The sequence below is a fragment of the Flavivirga sp. 57AJ16 genome (assembly GCF_028736925.1).
GTDB lineage: Bacteria > Bacteroidota > Bacteroidia > Flavobacteriales > Flavobacteriaceae > Flavivirga.
Genome location: NZ_JAQZAT010000002.1, coordinates 240,365 through 255,078, shown reverse-complemented (window position 1 = coordinate 255,078; position 14,714 = coordinate 240,365). Strand labels below are relative to the sequence as shown.

At 33.6% G+C, this 14,714-nt stretch carries 18 protein-coding genes and 1 tRNA gene; 4 read left to right on the top strand and 15 right to left on the bottom strand.

Features of this window, described 5'->3' with window-relative positions; genetic code table 11:
* The first annotated feature begins 27 nt into the window (after positions 1-27).
* Together PQO00_RS03460 and PQO00_RS03455 are read left to right on the top strand one after the other, a co-directional pair.
* The gene (locus PQO00_RS03460; RefSeq protein WP_274183437.1) at positions 28-720 is read left to right on the top strand and encodes a hypothetical protein; all 693 of its coding nucleotides are present in this window, start codon (positions 28-30) and stop codon (positions 718-720) included.
* Between the two features lie 77 nt (positions 721-797).
* On the top strand, positions 798-1,583 hold the full coding sequence (locus PQO00_RS03455; protein ID WP_274183436.1) for a hypothetical protein: 786 nt from the start codon (positions 798-800) through the stop codon (positions 1,581-1,583).
* A 131-nt stretch (positions 1,584-1,714) separates the two neighbouring features.
* On the opposite strand, the gene PQO00_RS03450 is transcribed toward PQO00_RS03455, so the two are convergent.
* The 4 genes from PQO00_RS03450 to PQO00_RS03435 all read right to left on the bottom strand — a co-directional run bounded on the left by PQO00_RS03450 (position 1,715) and on the right by PQO00_RS03435 (position 3,799).
* Positions 1,715-2,971, bottom strand: a complete 1,257-nt coding sequence (locus PQO00_RS03450) for a site-specific integrase (protein ID WP_274183435.1) — start codon at positions 2,969-2,971, stop codon at positions 1,715-1,717.
* A gap of 214 nt (positions 2,972-3,185) precedes the next feature.
* Positions 3,186-3,260: transfer RNA gene (locus PQO00_RS03445), tRNA-Pro, on the bottom strand.
* A gap of 3 nt (positions 3,261-3,263) precedes the next feature.
* On the bottom strand, positions 3,264-3,500 hold the full coding sequence (locus PQO00_RS03440; RefSeq protein ID WP_274183434.1) for a GIY-YIG nuclease family protein: 237 nt from the start codon (positions 3,498-3,500) through the stop codon (positions 3,264-3,266).
* A gap of 62 nt (positions 3,501-3,562) precedes the next feature.
* Positions 3,563-3,799: a GIY-YIG nuclease family protein gene (locus tag PQO00_RS03435; RefSeq protein WP_274183434.1), complete on the bottom strand. Its 237-nt coding sequence runs from the start codon at positions 3,797-3,799 to the stop codon at positions 3,563-3,565.
* 281 nt (positions 3,800-4,080) lie between these two features.
* Here PQO00_RS03435 and PQO00_RS03430 point away from each other — a divergent pair, with 281 nt between their 5' ends.
* On the top strand, positions 4,081-4,548 hold the full coding sequence (locus PQO00_RS03430; protein ID WP_274183433.1) for a hypothetical protein: 468 nt from the start codon (positions 4,081-4,083) through the stop codon (positions 4,546-4,548).
* Between the two features lie 228 nt (positions 4,549-4,776).
* Here PQO00_RS03430 and trxB read toward each other — a convergent pair whose 3' ends face one another.
* The gene (gene trxB, locus PQO00_RS03425) at positions 4,777-5,727 is read right to left on the bottom strand and encodes a thioredoxin-disulfide reductase (RefSeq protein ID WP_274183432.1); all 951 of its coding nucleotides are present in this window, start codon (positions 5,725-5,727) and stop codon (positions 4,777-4,779) included.
* Between the two features lie 347 nt (positions 5,728-6,074).
* On the opposite strand from trxB, the gene PQO00_RS03420 reads away from it, so the two are divergent.
* Positions 6,075-6,347, top strand: a complete 273-nt coding sequence (locus tag PQO00_RS03420; RefSeq protein ID WP_274183431.1) for a hypothetical protein — start codon at positions 6,075-6,077, stop codon at positions 6,345-6,347.
* A gap of 519 nt (positions 6,348-6,866) precedes the next feature.
* On the opposite strand, the gene PQO00_RS03415 is transcribed toward PQO00_RS03420, so the two are convergent.
* The 10 genes from PQO00_RS03415 to speB all read right to left on the bottom strand — a co-directional run bounded on the left by PQO00_RS03415 (position 6,867) and on the right by speB (position 14,707).
* Positions 6,867-7,097: a hypothetical protein gene (locus tag PQO00_RS03415; RefSeq protein WP_274183430.1), complete on the bottom strand. Its 231-nt coding sequence runs from the start codon at positions 7,095-7,097 to the stop codon at positions 6,867-6,869.
* Between the two features lie 11 nt (positions 7,098-7,108).
* Positions 7,109-7,468, bottom strand: a complete 360-nt coding sequence (locus PQO00_RS03410) for a hypothetical protein (protein WP_274183429.1) — start codon at positions 7,466-7,468, stop codon at positions 7,109-7,111.
* A 142-nt stretch (positions 7,469-7,610) separates the two neighbouring features.
* Positions 7,611-8,000 (bottom strand): hypothetical protein, encoded by a 390-nt coding sequence (locus tag PQO00_RS03405; RefSeq protein WP_274183428.1) that lies wholly within the window; start codon positions 7,998-8,000, stop codon positions 7,611-7,613.
* 50 nt (positions 8,001-8,050) lie between these two features.
* Positions 8,051-8,638 (bottom strand): SET domain-containing protein, encoded by a 588-nt coding sequence (locus PQO00_RS03400; protein ID WP_274183427.1) that lies wholly within the window; start codon positions 8,636-8,638, stop codon positions 8,051-8,053.
* 10 nt (positions 8,639-8,648) lie between these two features.
* Positions 8,649-10,019 (bottom strand): 30S ribosomal protein S6--L-glutamate ligase, encoded by a 1,371-nt coding sequence (gene rimK / locus PQO00_RS03395; RefSeq protein WP_274183426.1) that lies wholly within the window; start codon positions 10,017-10,019, stop codon positions 8,649-8,651.
* 25 nt (positions 10,020-10,044) lie between these two features.
* Positions 10,045-11,571 carry a bifunctional GNAT family N-acetyltransferase/carbon-nitrogen hydrolase family protein gene (locus PQO00_RS03390; protein WP_274183425.1) on the bottom strand — a complete coding sequence of 509 codons (1,527 nt, stop codon included), beginning with the start codon at positions 11,569-11,571 and terminating at the stop codon, positions 10,045-10,047.
* Positions 11,572-11,574: 3 nt separating this feature from the next.
* Complete coding sequence (locus PQO00_RS03385; protein ID WP_274183424.1) at positions 11,575-12,174, bottom strand: VOC family protein; 600 nt, start codon at positions 12,172-12,174, stop codon at positions 11,575-11,577.
* A gap of 319 nt (positions 12,175-12,493) precedes the next feature.
* A complete protein-coding gene (locus tag PQO00_RS03380; RefSeq protein WP_274183423.1) occupies positions 12,494-12,799 on the bottom strand; it encodes a hypothetical protein in 306 nt (101 codons plus the stop codon).
* 2 nt (positions 12,800-12,801) lie between these two features.
* Entirely contained in the window at positions 12,802-13,776 is a 975-nt protein-coding gene (locus PQO00_RS03375) for a deoxyhypusine synthase family protein (protein ID WP_274183422.1), read from the bottom strand.
* Positions 13,766-14,707 carry an agmatinase gene (gene speB / locus PQO00_RS03370; protein ID WP_274183421.1) on the bottom strand — a complete coding sequence of 314 codons (942 nt, stop codon included), beginning with the start codon at positions 14,705-14,707 and terminating at the stop codon, positions 13,766-13,768. The genes PQO00_RS03375 and speB overlap by 11 nt, the downstream gene beginning before the upstream one ends.
* Positions 14,708-14,714: the final 7 nt, after the last annotated feature.

Genomic DNA, 14,714 nt, shown 5'->3' with positions numbered 1-14,714 from the left:
AAAGACGAACCGTTACATGAAACTACTATGAACAATTCGATTACATGGACTGAAAAACTTTATAAAGGACATTGGCTAGTAGACCTTGGTTATCGCGATTATATTGCATCTCGTTTATTACTTAATAACCATTTGATAATTCAGGGACTAACACTTGCAAGTACATCAGTCGAAAAATATCTGAAAGCTATTATTGTATTTAATCTCAAAAAAAGGGAAAAATATCATTTCCATTTAGACAGATTTGAATCACTCAAAAAACTTCTATCCACAGTTAATAATGATGTTACCGTAAAATTTGATCCTGTTTTCTTAGACATATTGCAAAATGCATTTAGGATAAGATATTACGATAGAATTGAAAAACCAATCTTTATGGGCTTTTACATAAATCAGTTAATTGGTGAATTAGATTATACAGTTGACTTTATGGAAAGATATATTGCCAACTTACAAAATGGAGGAAAATCTATGTCAGCATATTTCAGAGCAATCGAAAATAATGATTCACACCTATATAAAAATAACTTCATCCTAAGGAAAGAGAATAAAAAAGACTTCATGGAAAAACCTGATATTGGATTTTCAATCTACATTCGAATAGAATCTGTTGTTCAAGAAGAGAAAATAGTAAAAGGAGGAAGTACTAAGAATAATTATGAAGGTCAAATATCAAAGTTCACCGAATTCAATGAAAATTTAAATATTAACAGCAGGTAACAAAATGAATAGCTCATTGCAGCTGAATTTCCTCGCGGAAGATCATAGCTGATTTCCCAAAGCAAGTTTGAGAAACCATGAATAAACCAGAATATATTAAAAAAGGGAAATGTATTTGGTGTTTACAATCAAAGCCAGAAGTGGAATTCAACACAAAACCACACACAATTCCAAAGACTTTAAATCCTCACAATATAGGATTTGATATTTGTGATTCTTGTAATAGCTTTTTTGGTAGTGATGACAAATTCAGTAAAGTAACGTTTTCCGTAGATAAAGTCTTGAAAGAATTTTTCAATGTCCATAAATTTTTGCTAATACATAAGAAGGATTCAAATTCTTGGAAAAATTTTAAATCTCAATTTTTCAGTTATTATCACACAAGCAGAACACTTAAACTTAATGTCGACTATATTCGAAACGCTCAATATGCAAATGAGCTAACTCGAAAATTCAAAAGAGGCATTTACAACATTTTCCTTCAAGAATATCACAGAAACACTCAACTTGCACTTGATAATAAATTTGAAAGAATAAGGCAGTTTGTAAGACATGATAATGGTGAACTACCTTTATATTATTTAAAAAATAATGATGGAGTGAGGTTAATGGGAGATTTTGAAACGCCATTTGAACTTTCTTTTAATGATTACACACTTAATATTTTAGAAGAATACGGCTTTTATCATCTAAGTATGACCGGATTAAATTTCTTCATTGCAGCAACTTACAAAGCAGATTCTAATATGGAATATTTAATAAATCAAGCTAGAGAAATTATTGGAACAGGCTTCGTATTTACAGAGCTTATAGAATTGAAAAAATTGAATGAAATAGATTTTACACTTCGCAACTGGAATTAAAGACCTACTGATACTAACGGTTTTGAGATATTTCGCAAACCCGCGAAACGTTATAGCACATTCTACTAAAGCTGACTTTTATTACTTTATGAGCAGGATATCTATTAGAGCTTTTTTTTACCTTAAAAAGATTAGTTTGGTTTTAGTACTTGGTGCTGTTGCCTTTTCGCTTTAAATCTATCCAATAGATTATTTATATCCTCGCTTATTTTGGTTTCTACTACCCTAGCATAGATTTGTGTTGTAGATAGCTTTGTGTGTCCTAAAAGCTTTGATACGGTTTCTAATGGCACGCCATTAGACAACATAACAGTTGTAGCAAAGGTGTGTCTAGCAACATGGAAGGTTAGATTTTTATGAATACCACAATCTTCGGCTATATCCTTTAGATAAACATTAATTTTCTGGTTAGAGTAAATAGGCAATACTTTTTCACCATTATTATGTTTGGAAAAGGCTTTGTATTTGTTTATAATTTCTAGAGCTTTAGGCAAAAGAGGAATCTTAACCGTTTCATTTGTTTTTTCCCTTTTGGTAAAAATCCAATAATTGTTATCAATGCCCATAGTAATATGATTGCTCTTTAGCATTTTGACATCTACATAAGAAAGACCCGTATAGCATGAAAACAAAAAGCAGTCCTTAACTCGTTCTAAACCCTCTTTTGTAAAAAATGTATTTTCGATAAGTTCCAACTCTCTTTCTGAAAGATACTCTCTATCAAACTTTTTGAATTTTAACTGGAACATTTGAAATGGGTTTTTGCTAATCCATTCCAATTTACAAGCAAGATTTATCATTTTTTTAAAGCGTTCTAAATGTTTCATGACACCATTATTGGTTAAAGTAAATTCATTCTTGGAATTCTTGTTATTCCTTAAAAAAATCTCAAAATCACAAATGAATCTATGATTTAGTTGCTTTAAATAAATATCGCTTACCTTTAATTCATTATCCAAAAATTTATATAAATACTTTTCAGTAGTATAATAATTCTTCATGGTGCCAAACTTTAAAACATCTATCATGTTTGAATTATGATACTCAATAATATCTCTTAATGACTTATGATTTTCATCTTCACCCAAGAATCTAGCTTTTATTGAATTGGCAGAAACCATTTTATCTTCCGCAAATAATTGCTTATGGCAATCCAATAATTTACTATATACCTCATCGAGATAGGCATTTAAAAGTCTTATTTTTGATGTATTCCCCCTACATCTAGCCTTATTATTATCCCAATCGTTCACTAGAACGCTTCGTTTTAAACTAATTTCTGAACGCTTTCCATTAACTGTTACACGTGCATAAATTGATAATTCATCCGATAAACCTTTAGGTTTTCTTGTGAAGAAAATGATTGAAAAGGTACTGTTTGTCTGCATTTTACGAGTTTTAAGTTAAACAATTTTAGTTGTAAAACAAAAGTCAAATTGCTCTTAAAAGCTCTTTAAATTTACGACAATTCCGATTAGAAATGACTCACCGAATAGTACACCTTTTAGTTGATATTAATTGGTTTCTTTTGAAATCAAAAAAAATTAAAACACTGAAAATCATACAATTAACAATGTTTTAATTTTATAAAAATAGGGTTCGTCGGGATGACAGGATTTGAACCTGCGACCACACGGCCCCCAGCCGTGTACGCTAACCGGACTGCGCCACATCCCGAATTTATTTATCTTGAAGGTACCTTGCAATACCTCTCTTTTTTACTTTTCGTTCTAAACGGACAGCTTCTGAACGATCTGAACATCTATATGTTTTTATCAACTTCCAGGGAATACCCTTGGTCGTATATTTTTTTCCTCCTTGGTTGTGAACGGCAAGACGTCCAACAATGTCCTTTGTTTGACCTGCATAGTATCTGTCAAGTATTTCACTATACAATATGTAAACAACATAACTCATACATACTTGGACCATCACGCCACCGGCGTGATACGCTAACCGGACTGCGCCACATCCCGAATTTATTTATCTTGAAGGTACCTTGCAATACCTCTCTTTTTTACTTTTCGTTCTAAACGGACAGCTTCTGAACGATCTGAACATCTATATGTTTTTATCAACTTCCAGGGAATACCCTTGGTCGTATATTTTTTTCCTCCTTGGTTGTGAACGGCAAGACGTCCAACAATGTCCTTTGTTTGACCTGCATAGTATCTGTCAAGTATTTCACTATACAATATGTAAACAACATAACTCATACATACTTGGACCATCACGCCACCGGCGTGATACGCTAACCGGACTGCGCCACATCCCGTTTTAATATGGCAAAAATAAAACCTTATTAAAATATATACAATTTTATGAGCTCTTATTATAAAAATTTATAACACTAAATTACATATATCATAGCTTCCAAACTAAACACATTTTGTATTTATGTGAAGATCTTCATATTAGATATAATTTTAACCTACAACAATTAGTTTATACATGTTTTTTCGTAACTTGTAGTAATTTCATTTAAATCCTATATATTATGAAATCACTTCTTCTTCTTTTAATATCGACATCTCTTTTTATTTCCTGTAAAAACAACACTGAAACTGTTTCGAAAAAAAACAATATGGAAGTCACAGATAAGCCGCCTTCTCTTGAAGGAACATGGGAAATTGTTAGCTATTTAAATTACAGACAAGATGGTTCGGTAGATACCATAAAATCCTCAGCTACCACAAAGCAAATTAAAATGTACTCTGGCACTAAAGTCATGTGGAATAGGTTGCGAACTTCAGATTCCGTTGAATGGTTTGGCTATGGTGATTATAAGATTGAAGATGGTCAGTTAATTGAAGTTCTTGAATATGGATCTCGATCAATGAACATTACAGAAAATTCAAATGAATTTATATTTGATATTATTTTGGAAGATAACACCTTTACTCAAATTCAAATGGATAGTGAAAGGCATCCTATTTTTGCAGAAAACTATAGACGCTTAGAATAATACCATTTTCACTTTAAAATTGCCCACTAAAATTTGTTCTTTTCCGTTTATGCTTCAAAATAAAACTTAAACGCAGCTAGACTATGTTTGCTACCCAGTCAAGCTGATCACTTGCTTTTCTTTTTTGCCTTAACAAAAAAGAACTGTATTTTTTTTTGAGTAGTTTTAAAGTGAAAATGTTATAAAAAGCCCAGTTATACCAAATAACCAGGCATGTAAATAGTATTATTAATGCTCTTTAGCTGCTAAATAACGTTCAGCATCTAACGCTGCCATACAACCTGTCCCTGCTGCTGTCACTGCTTGCCTATACACATGATCTGCCGCATCTCCTGATACAAAAACACCGTCAACATTGGTTTTAGAGGTACCAGGCTTATTAATAATATATCCTGTTTCATCTAAATCCAAGAAATCCTTAAAAATATCTGTATTGGGTTTATGCCCAATGGCTACAAAAAATCCAGTTGCTGGAATGTCATGTTTTTCATTGGTTTTATTATTAAAAACCCTAACGCCAGTAACCACTTGCCCATCACCCAAGACCTCATCGGTTTCCGTATTAAATAGTATTTCAATATTCTCAGTCTTCTGAACCCTGGCAGCCATAATTTTGGACGCTCTAAATTCATCACGTCTTACCAACATGGTTACCTTAGTACACAACTTAGATAAATAATGGGCTTCCTCGCAAGCAGAATCCCCTGCTCCAACTATGACTACTTCTTGATTTTTATAAAAGAATCCGTCACACACAGCACAGGCAGATACACCTCCACCTAGTTTTAAATATTTTTGTTCAGAATCCAGTCCTAAATATTTAGCCGATGCTCCTGTAGAAATTATGACGGTATCACAATGAATTTCTTTGGTGCCATTAACCCATACTTTATGAACATCACCAGAAAAATCAACTTTTGTAACCCAACCATCACGTACATCGGTTTCAAAACGTTCTGCTTGTTTTTGTAATTCGATCATCATTTCCGGTCCGGTTACACCTTCTGGATAACCTGGAAAATTCTCAACTTCATTTGTTGTTGTTAATTGCCCGCCTGGTTGCGTCCCTTGATATAATATAGGTGACATATTAGCCCTTGCTGCATAAATAGCTGCTGTATAGCCAGCTGGTCCAGAACCTATAATTAAACACTTTATTTTTTCTATTGTATCAGACATAGTACTTGTAAAATTTAATTAAAACAAAAGTAGAATTTTTGGTGCAAATCTTACATAGAAGTTATTAACAGTTGTTATAACCCTATATATAAAATCTATAATGATTTTATGTCTCGTAATCAAGCGCAAGCTATCCATAAAAAGAAACCTTCAACACGCGAAATTATAAAAACAAAAATGTTTGAATTTTAGTAGTAGATAGATCTAATAAAGAGTTTCTTGAAACGAACCGGTAACACTTTCAACTTCTTTGTTAAAATTTCAAAAAAAAGCATAAAATAGCCAAAATAAATGGTGACCCTTTCTTTAGTTTATTGTCGTAATGTTATATATACTTTATAGATAAAATGAAAAAAGTAAAGGTAGATTTTAGTTATCTAGATCCAGAAGTTATAAAAGCAGTAGCACTAACTTACAAAAAAGGTTTTAAAGAAAGTGATGTTATTCGTTTTTCTGAAGTTGAAAAAGAAATGGAAGATCGTGTAAAAATAATAATAAATGACACTCTTTTTTTAATAAAAATGGCATCTGTTAACAATATAATTAATGATGTATATGACGATTCATTTCTAATCCCTCCAAACGATAATATAGATTGTGAAGGTGATTATTGTGAATAAATGTAGAAGACATTACAGAAATACCAACTCGAATTAATATTTGCCCTTTTTCATCTATGCTTCAAAAGAATAATACCAATTATGAATTAAAATGAGCAACAGAAAACGATATTGCTTATTTGTTTTTGCCTGCTGCGTGTTATTTGATAGCCTAAGCTATGGAAATGATGAGTAAAGTGATAAAACAAATCAATGAATGAGTTTGAATAGCGTATTTTAATTCATAATTGGTATTATATAGTTGAGGTTCTTGAAATCGAGCATTTTGCTTGATAAATCTGTTGAAGCCAGAATGCAAGTTCTGGCTTTTTGCAAATAAAACAATTTCTTGAAACGAACTATCCTCAAGGCAGAACCATAGAGGTTTACTTCGGCTATGCTCAACATAAATTAATGTCATTTCGCATTTGAAATGGTCAATAAAACTGCATATTTTTGTTTAAAAACCTTAACTAGAATATAAAAAAAAAGAGATGCCTTTTTTAAAAGCACCTCTACATTATTTAAAGAACAACTTTCCTATAAATTGGATTCATCATCCTCTGTTTGTTCTTTTTCAGGGATATCTTCAACCTCTTTTTCTATTGACTCATCCTCTACTTCGTCCTCTTCAAAATTTTGCTCGTACTCATTAATGTTTTCTTGAGCCGCTTCAGGCGTTTTACCTGTTTTTTCTTCTTTAGTTTGTCTACAAGATAAAACAGCAAAAGATATTGTCAATATTAAAAATCCTACAAATAACCTTTTCATTTTACCAAGAATTATAATTGTTTTATGGCTACAATTGTTCTAATATTAACAAGTATTTCCTCGTCATCATTATCTGGAACATTCTCATCGGAATAAGTGATTTCAAAAGTCTTACCTATAATTTTTTTAGAAAATAGATCATACTTCTTTTCTACTTCTGGAGATATGTTCTCAAAGCTAATGGTAGTTTCTTCATCATCTTCGTCTTTGTAGGTGAACATATACATGCCATCTTCAATACCCGCATAAACGGCAGTTATTGTCGATAATTCGTCTTCCTCGTATTCCTCTTCGTCTTCTTGAGCCATGGCCGTGTAGTTACAAAATAGAAATGCTACAAGAAATAATGGCACTAATTTTAATGTTTTCATTTTGTATTGTTTTAATGTTTTTAATTTGTTTTTACCAATAAGGTTTCTTGCCTTATTGAGCTTAATTATTAGACATCAAAAACAAATCGGGGTCACCCATTTGAGCGTTAATTTTTCTGTTTTTTTTAGTGAGGCGTATAGATTAAGGTTTGAATAGTAAAGCAAGGTTACTAAGAACTATTAGTTCTGATTTGTTCTGTTTGCCAAAAGAAGAGGCTATGGCATGGCAAGCTGTAAGAATACGGGTTAAAAAATCCTGGGAAAACATCTTTTTATGGTCTAAATAAAAATTTTTAAAAACTAAAAAAGCAGACTCGGGCTTTTCTTTATTTTTAATAAGTTCTCTCAATGTTTGGTATATTAACTCTTGACTGTTTGCATCATTTATAGATACTGTCCAGTGTTTTTTCACAAAGGCTATGATCTGTAATTTTTCCTCACGTGTCATAGATCTATCTATCGCAGCAATGGTATAAAAAAGATATGCTAAAGCTATATAAAAATCCGGATTTGAATAAAGCTGATTGCTCATCTTGTTTGGTATCAAATTAAGTTTTTAAAAACACTTCTAAAAATACATCTTTATTGTTTAAAGTTGTAATTATTCAAAATAGAGTCCATTTCAATCTCCCCTTTTTCTATCTGCAATACCATGTGCCACGTATCTTCATCTATCAAGGCTCTTAAAGGCTGATCTACTTTCGAAAAAGACTTGAAAGCAGAAATAAGCTTAGTGTCCCATACTTTGTGGTATTTTAGTAAATCGTCTGGATACACCGTTTTTCGTTTAGTACCTTCATTAATTCCTTTAAAGGGCTTGTCTATGTTGAGATAACCATAGTCGTCCGTAAGCTGTTCGCCTTCTTTTATATCTCTTATAGCTAGTTCAAAATTATATGCTGTTGTAAGGCAATTGGATTTAAAACTATGATTAACAAATCTACCATTATCCCAGCATAAAACAAGATTTCCCCTATTGTTTTTATAGGCATAGGTATCAAGAATGTTTTTATAAATAGGTTCTAGTGCATCAAATTCTTGTGTTGTAAACTCTCTATCAAATTTATCCAATACCCAAGTTATGGTGCCTTTAGGAATAAAAGACGTCGCTACCACGCCGTAGCCTACTTCTTTACTAATATGTTTTATTTCGGTGTTTGGGTGTATCATATACTAAAAATCATCGTTTATACTTTAGCTTTTTTTCAATAGCCTCGATCATAACATTGGCAATATCAAAACCTGTTGCGGCTTCTATGCCCTCAAGACCTGGAGAAGAATTTACTTCCAGTAACAATGGCCCTTTATTAGAACGGATAATATCGACACCGGCAACAGGTAAATTAAGGATTTTTGCAGCTTTAACAGCCAGCTTTCGTTCTTCTGTTGTAATCTTTACTTTAGCCGCAGAACCTCCCTGATGTATGTTTGCCCTAAATTCACCTTTAGCCGCTTGGCGTTGCATGGAGGCTACTACCTTCCCGTTAACTACGAAACAACGTATGTCTTGACCATTGGCCTCTTTAATAAATTCCTGCACAAGGATATTTGTATTAACGCTTTTAAAAGCATTAATAACACTCTCAGCAGCTTTATTGGTTTCTGCCAGCACAACGCCTTTACCTTGTGTACTCTCTAACAATTTAATGATAAGTGGTGCACCATTTACCATTTTGATCAAATCCCTGGTGTCTAGCGGAGAATTTGCAAAACCTGTAATAGGAATATGGATATCGTTTTTTGCAAATAATTGGGTTGCTAGAAGCTTATCCCTAGATTGGGTTATGGCTTCTGCTGAGTTTAAACAATAAGCCCCCATGGCATCAAATTGTCTTATCAACGCACAAGCATAAAAAGTCATGGATGGTCTTATACGTGGAATGATAGCATCAAACATATCGATCACATTACCGCCACGATAACGTATTTGTGGTTCTGTAGCATCAAATTTCATATAGGCCTGCTGTACATTGAGGAAGGCCATATCGTGGCCTCTGGCCTTACCTGCTTCCATCAATCGCTTATTGCTAAATAATTCTGGGTTACTTGCCAATAAAGCAATTTTAAGCCCTGTTTTTTCCTTTTGAAAAGAGGCGTATTTATTATCCAGGTCCTCCTGTGTAAACTCAGGCAACAAATAAGTTGCTGAAGGGTTTACGAGATAACGATTGTATAAAGCCTCTCGACCTAAGAGCATTCTAAACTCCATAGAATCACGATTTGCAAGGGTCAGCTCAATCTCAAAAGTACTGGCCCCCATAGTAATAGGGGCTTTGATAACAAGACGCTCTTCGGCAATACCGATAGAGCTTTTTATGGATCGTTTTGCATGAATTTTTGCTTCGCATTTAATACTGATACTTCTATTTACCTGAAGCGGATTTACCTCAAAGCGCACCCATTCTTCTGTTTCTTTGTAAAAGGTTTTTATGTTATTAGCTTGTATAGATGATGTTTTTGCACCTGAATCTACACGTGCTTTTATCGCTGGGATTCCAAAGCTCTCAAAAGAGCACCATTCTTCACTTCCTATAATAGTTAAGTCGTCCAATTATTGTATATATTTTATAGTATTATTATTTCTTTTTAATTTCAAATAGATCTTTTCTTCTATCTCTTAGGTTTTTTACAGCTCCAAACTGATGTAGTTCCCTAAGTAGATCAATATCTACATCGGCAATAAGTATCATTTCGGTATTGGGTGTCGCTTCTGCTTTGATTCCGTTTGTAGGGAAAGAAAAATCGCAAGGCGTAAAGACCATGGATTGTGCAAACTGAATATCCATATTCTCTACATTGGGTAAATTACCAACACTTCCGGCAATAGCAACATAACATTCATTTTCAATAGCGCGTGCTTGGGAACAGTGACGCACTCGGGAGTACCCATTTTGAGTATCTGTTAGGAAAGGCACAAAAAGGATATCCATGCCTTCATCTGCCAGCAATCTACTTAATTCCGGAAATTCAGAATCATAGCAAATTAGGATGCCTATCTTGCCACAATCTGTATCAAATGCTCTTATCTGGCTACCACCTTGCATGCCCCATACTCTGGCTTCATCGGGCGTTACATGTAATTTTTCATAACGTTCAACAGTACCGTCCCTCCTACATAAATAACCTACATTATAGAGACGACCATCTCGCATTTCTGGCATACTACCAGAAATAATATTAATGTTATAAGTAATTGAAAACTCAGAAAACTTACTTACGATGGCTTCGGTATGTTTTGCGAGTTCCCTAATGGCTTCAGGGGTACTTAAATGGTTATCTTTGGCCATAAGGGGGGCATTGAAAAACTCGGGAAACAAGGCAAAATCGGAACGATAACCAGCCACTGCATCAATGAAATACTCTGCTTGGTTTAGGAGTTCCTCTAAATCTTTATAGGGACGCATTTGCCACTGTATCAACCCCAAACGTACCACCCTTTTTTTGATAGTTGCCTTTTTTGTGGGCTTTTTATAGTAAATATTATCCCATTCCATCAGCATGGCATACTCACCAGAAGCCTTATCCCCTTCCAAATACCCTTTCATCACCTTTGTGGGGTGAAAATCGTTCGATATTTGAAAGTTCAATACAGAATCATTAATTTCTTTACGTTTTACTTTTTCAATATATTCTTTAGGCGATATGGCATCGGCATATTGATGGTAATTGGGCATTCTTCCTCCAAAGGCAATCCCTCTAAGGTTTAATTTTTCGGCTAATTCCTTTCGGTAGTCGTATAATCTTCGCCCTAATCGAAGCCCTCTAAAATCAGGTTTAATAAATACATCTATCCCATAAAGTACATCGCCTTCATCTGTATGCGTACTAAAGGAGTAGTTGCCCGTAATATCCTTATACGTATGCTCATCGTCAAAACTACCATAGTCTACAATAATCGAAAGTGCACATCCAGCAAGCTGCCCATTAATTTTTATCACCACTTGACCTTCTGGAAATTTTTTGATCAGGGATTCTATATGGTGTTCTCCCCAATAGGAATTGGGCATATTTGTGTATGCAGATATCATAGCCGATTTAAGTTCTTGATAGTCTTTTAAATCAAGAAACTTAAGTTCGATGTTTTCAATATCTTTGGTTTTCATCAATTATTGGCTAAAGATTTCTTTAGCATTTTTAAAGCTTTTAAATTCAATCAAGTACCCATTGGGATCTTTTATAAAAAACGAGATATGTTCTCCTATTTTGTTTTCCATAAAGGTAGTTTCTGTTGTTACCTCCTGGTTCGATTGTAATAATTTTTTATATAATCGACCCCATACTTCTATAGAAACAATAACCCCAAAGTGGAACGAAGGTAAAATATTATCGTCTAATTTATAATTTTTAAATTTAAAACTAAATGAACCCGCTTCGGTAAACGTAAGTTGGTTGTTAAACAGATCTATATCAATCCATTTATTTGACTGCCTACCTTGGGTAGCGCCTAAGGCATTAATATAAAATTCTTTTGTAGCCTCTAAATTTTCACAAGGTAAGGCTAGGTGAAATTGTGCTTTCATAATTATAGTGTTTTTACAAAACTTTTTTTTGAGCATACCGAAGTATAATGATACTGCTATTCGGTCTTTTTTATCTAAATATTCTAAAGTTTCATACCAAAGAATCCACAATACGCTTTTAAACTTATGCGATTCTAATACTTTATACCAATTATGAATTAAAATACGCAATTCAAACTCATTCATTAATTTGTTTTATCACTTTACTCGTCATTTCCATAGCTTAGGCTATGCAAATAACACGCAGCAGGCAAAAACAAATAAGCAATGTCGTTTTCTGTAGCTCATTTTAATTCATAATTGGTATTATATGTTTTGTTGTGATAAAATAATGTTTATAATGTCCTTCTTTATTACTATTTTTTCTGGAAATAAAATAGGTTAAATCATTCTTATCAAGAACCGGAACTTTTTCACCTTTAAATGCTATAAGACGAGATTTATCTATTTTTTTAACCTTTTCATGAATACTTTATAAACGACACTTGACCTAATGGCCTAAAACCTATTCTTCCTCAAAAGGGTTTTGGATGGCTTCTGGGTCATTATCTTCATAGTTTTCATAATCATCTTCGTCATAATCTTCCATTATTTTTTCAAGCTTAGCACTTACTTTTACCAAATACTTGGTATCTTCTGTGACAATTTCTACGGCTTCAATAAGTTCATAATTCGCATTCCTAAATTGAATAATATCATGGTCATTATATCCGTCTGGATATTTCTCTACTACAAGCGCCAAAATCTCTGGTGTTAATTTTTTAAAGTCGACGATGACTCTTCTAAAATTATGATTATTACTATTTTTCATGATTACATATTTAACAAATAAGCAAAAATTAACGGAGCAACTATGGTAGCATCACTCTCTATTAAAAACTTGGGCGTATCAATATCTAGTTTACCCCAGGTTATTTTTTCGTTTGGAACAGCTCCAGAGTAAGATCCATAGCTTGTAGTAGAGTCACTTATTTGACAAAAATAACTCCAAAAAGGAGTATCTGTACGTTCCATATCCTGATATAACATAGGGACCACGCATATGGGAAAATCGCCCGCAATACCGCCACCAATTTGAAAGAAACCTATCCCTTTTTCAGAGTTAGCGGTATACCAATCTGCAAGAAAAGTCATGTATTCAATTCCAGATTTCATGGTACTTGCTTTAAGATCTCCTTTTAGTACATAGCTCGCAAAAATATTACCCATAGTGCTATCCTCCCAACCTGGGCATATGATAGGCAAATTCTTTTCTGCTGCCGCATACATCCATGAGTCTTTTAAATCTATCTCATAATATTCTTCTAAAACTCCAGACAACAACATTTTATACATATATTCATGTGGTAAATAACGTTTTCCCCTGTCATCTGCACTTTTCCATATTTTATAGATATGTTGCTGTAACCTTCTAAAGGCTTCTTCTTCTGGAATACAGGTATCTGTAACACGATTAAGCCCCTGTTCTAATAAATCCCATTCATCTTCTGGTGTCAGATCACGATAATCCGGTATACGTTTATAATGTGAATGGGCCACCAAATTCATAATATCTTCTTCTAAATTGGCACCTGTACAAGAAATGATCTGAACCTTATCTTGTCGTATCATTTCTGCAAAAATCTTTCCTATCTCGGCCGTGCTCATTGCTCCTGCTAAAGATACTAACATTTTTGAACCTTTATTTAGCTGTTCTTCATAAGATTTTGCAGCATCAACAACCGTAGCGGCATTAAAATGTAAATAATATTTTTCTATAAAGTTTGAAACGGCTCCTTTAGTATTCATCCTGATTGTATTTTAAACGATTGATGTTATTTTCTTTTTGCGTATTGTAAAGGTTCTCGTTTTCGTCATCTGTATCTTGTTCTGCAAATTTATAGCTTAACATTTTGTAGTACAGTTTTGCTGCAATAAAATCTGAAGACTTATCAAATTTATTAGGGCATAACTCAACAATATCGAACCCTACAACGTTTTTTTCTTCAAATACTTTTTTAAGAAATTCTAAAGTTTCGTACCATAATAACCCACCTGGCTCTGGTGTGCCGGTTGATGGTAAAATGGAAGGATCCAAGGCATCTAAATCGAAAGTGATATATACATTATCCGTCATTAGCTCAATGGCATTATCCATCCAATAATCGTCATTTAGCATATCGTGAGCGAAAAACACATGATCTTCATTCATGACGTTTTTTTCGGCAATATCCATACTACGTATACCCACCTGTATAAGGTTTGTGCTTTGATTGGCTTCATACAATGCGCATGCGTGGTTGTATTGAGAACCTTCATAGTCTTTTCGCAAATCTGCATGTGCATCGATCTGGAGCACGGTTAAATTATTAAAACATTCATTAAAAGCACGAATGGCACCTATAGATATGGAATGTTCTCCTCCAAATAGCGTAACAAACTTATTTCGTTTTATATAGGATTTAATGGTATCGTGCACGGCCTCTACCATAGTATCTGGAGTGCTATTTTCTGTAATAGCTTCTGTAAGGTGAACCCCTTGTTTATATACTTCACTATTTGTTTCAATGTCGTATAATTCCATATTCTCTGAGGCATGCAAAAATGCCTCAGGGCCTTTATCTGCTCCTTTTCCCCAAGTACTGGTTCCATCATAAGGAACAGGAACAAGAACAATTTTTGATGATTCTAAACTGGCATATTTTTCTGGGATGCCGGCATAAGTTTTATGGGTACTCATTTTAATA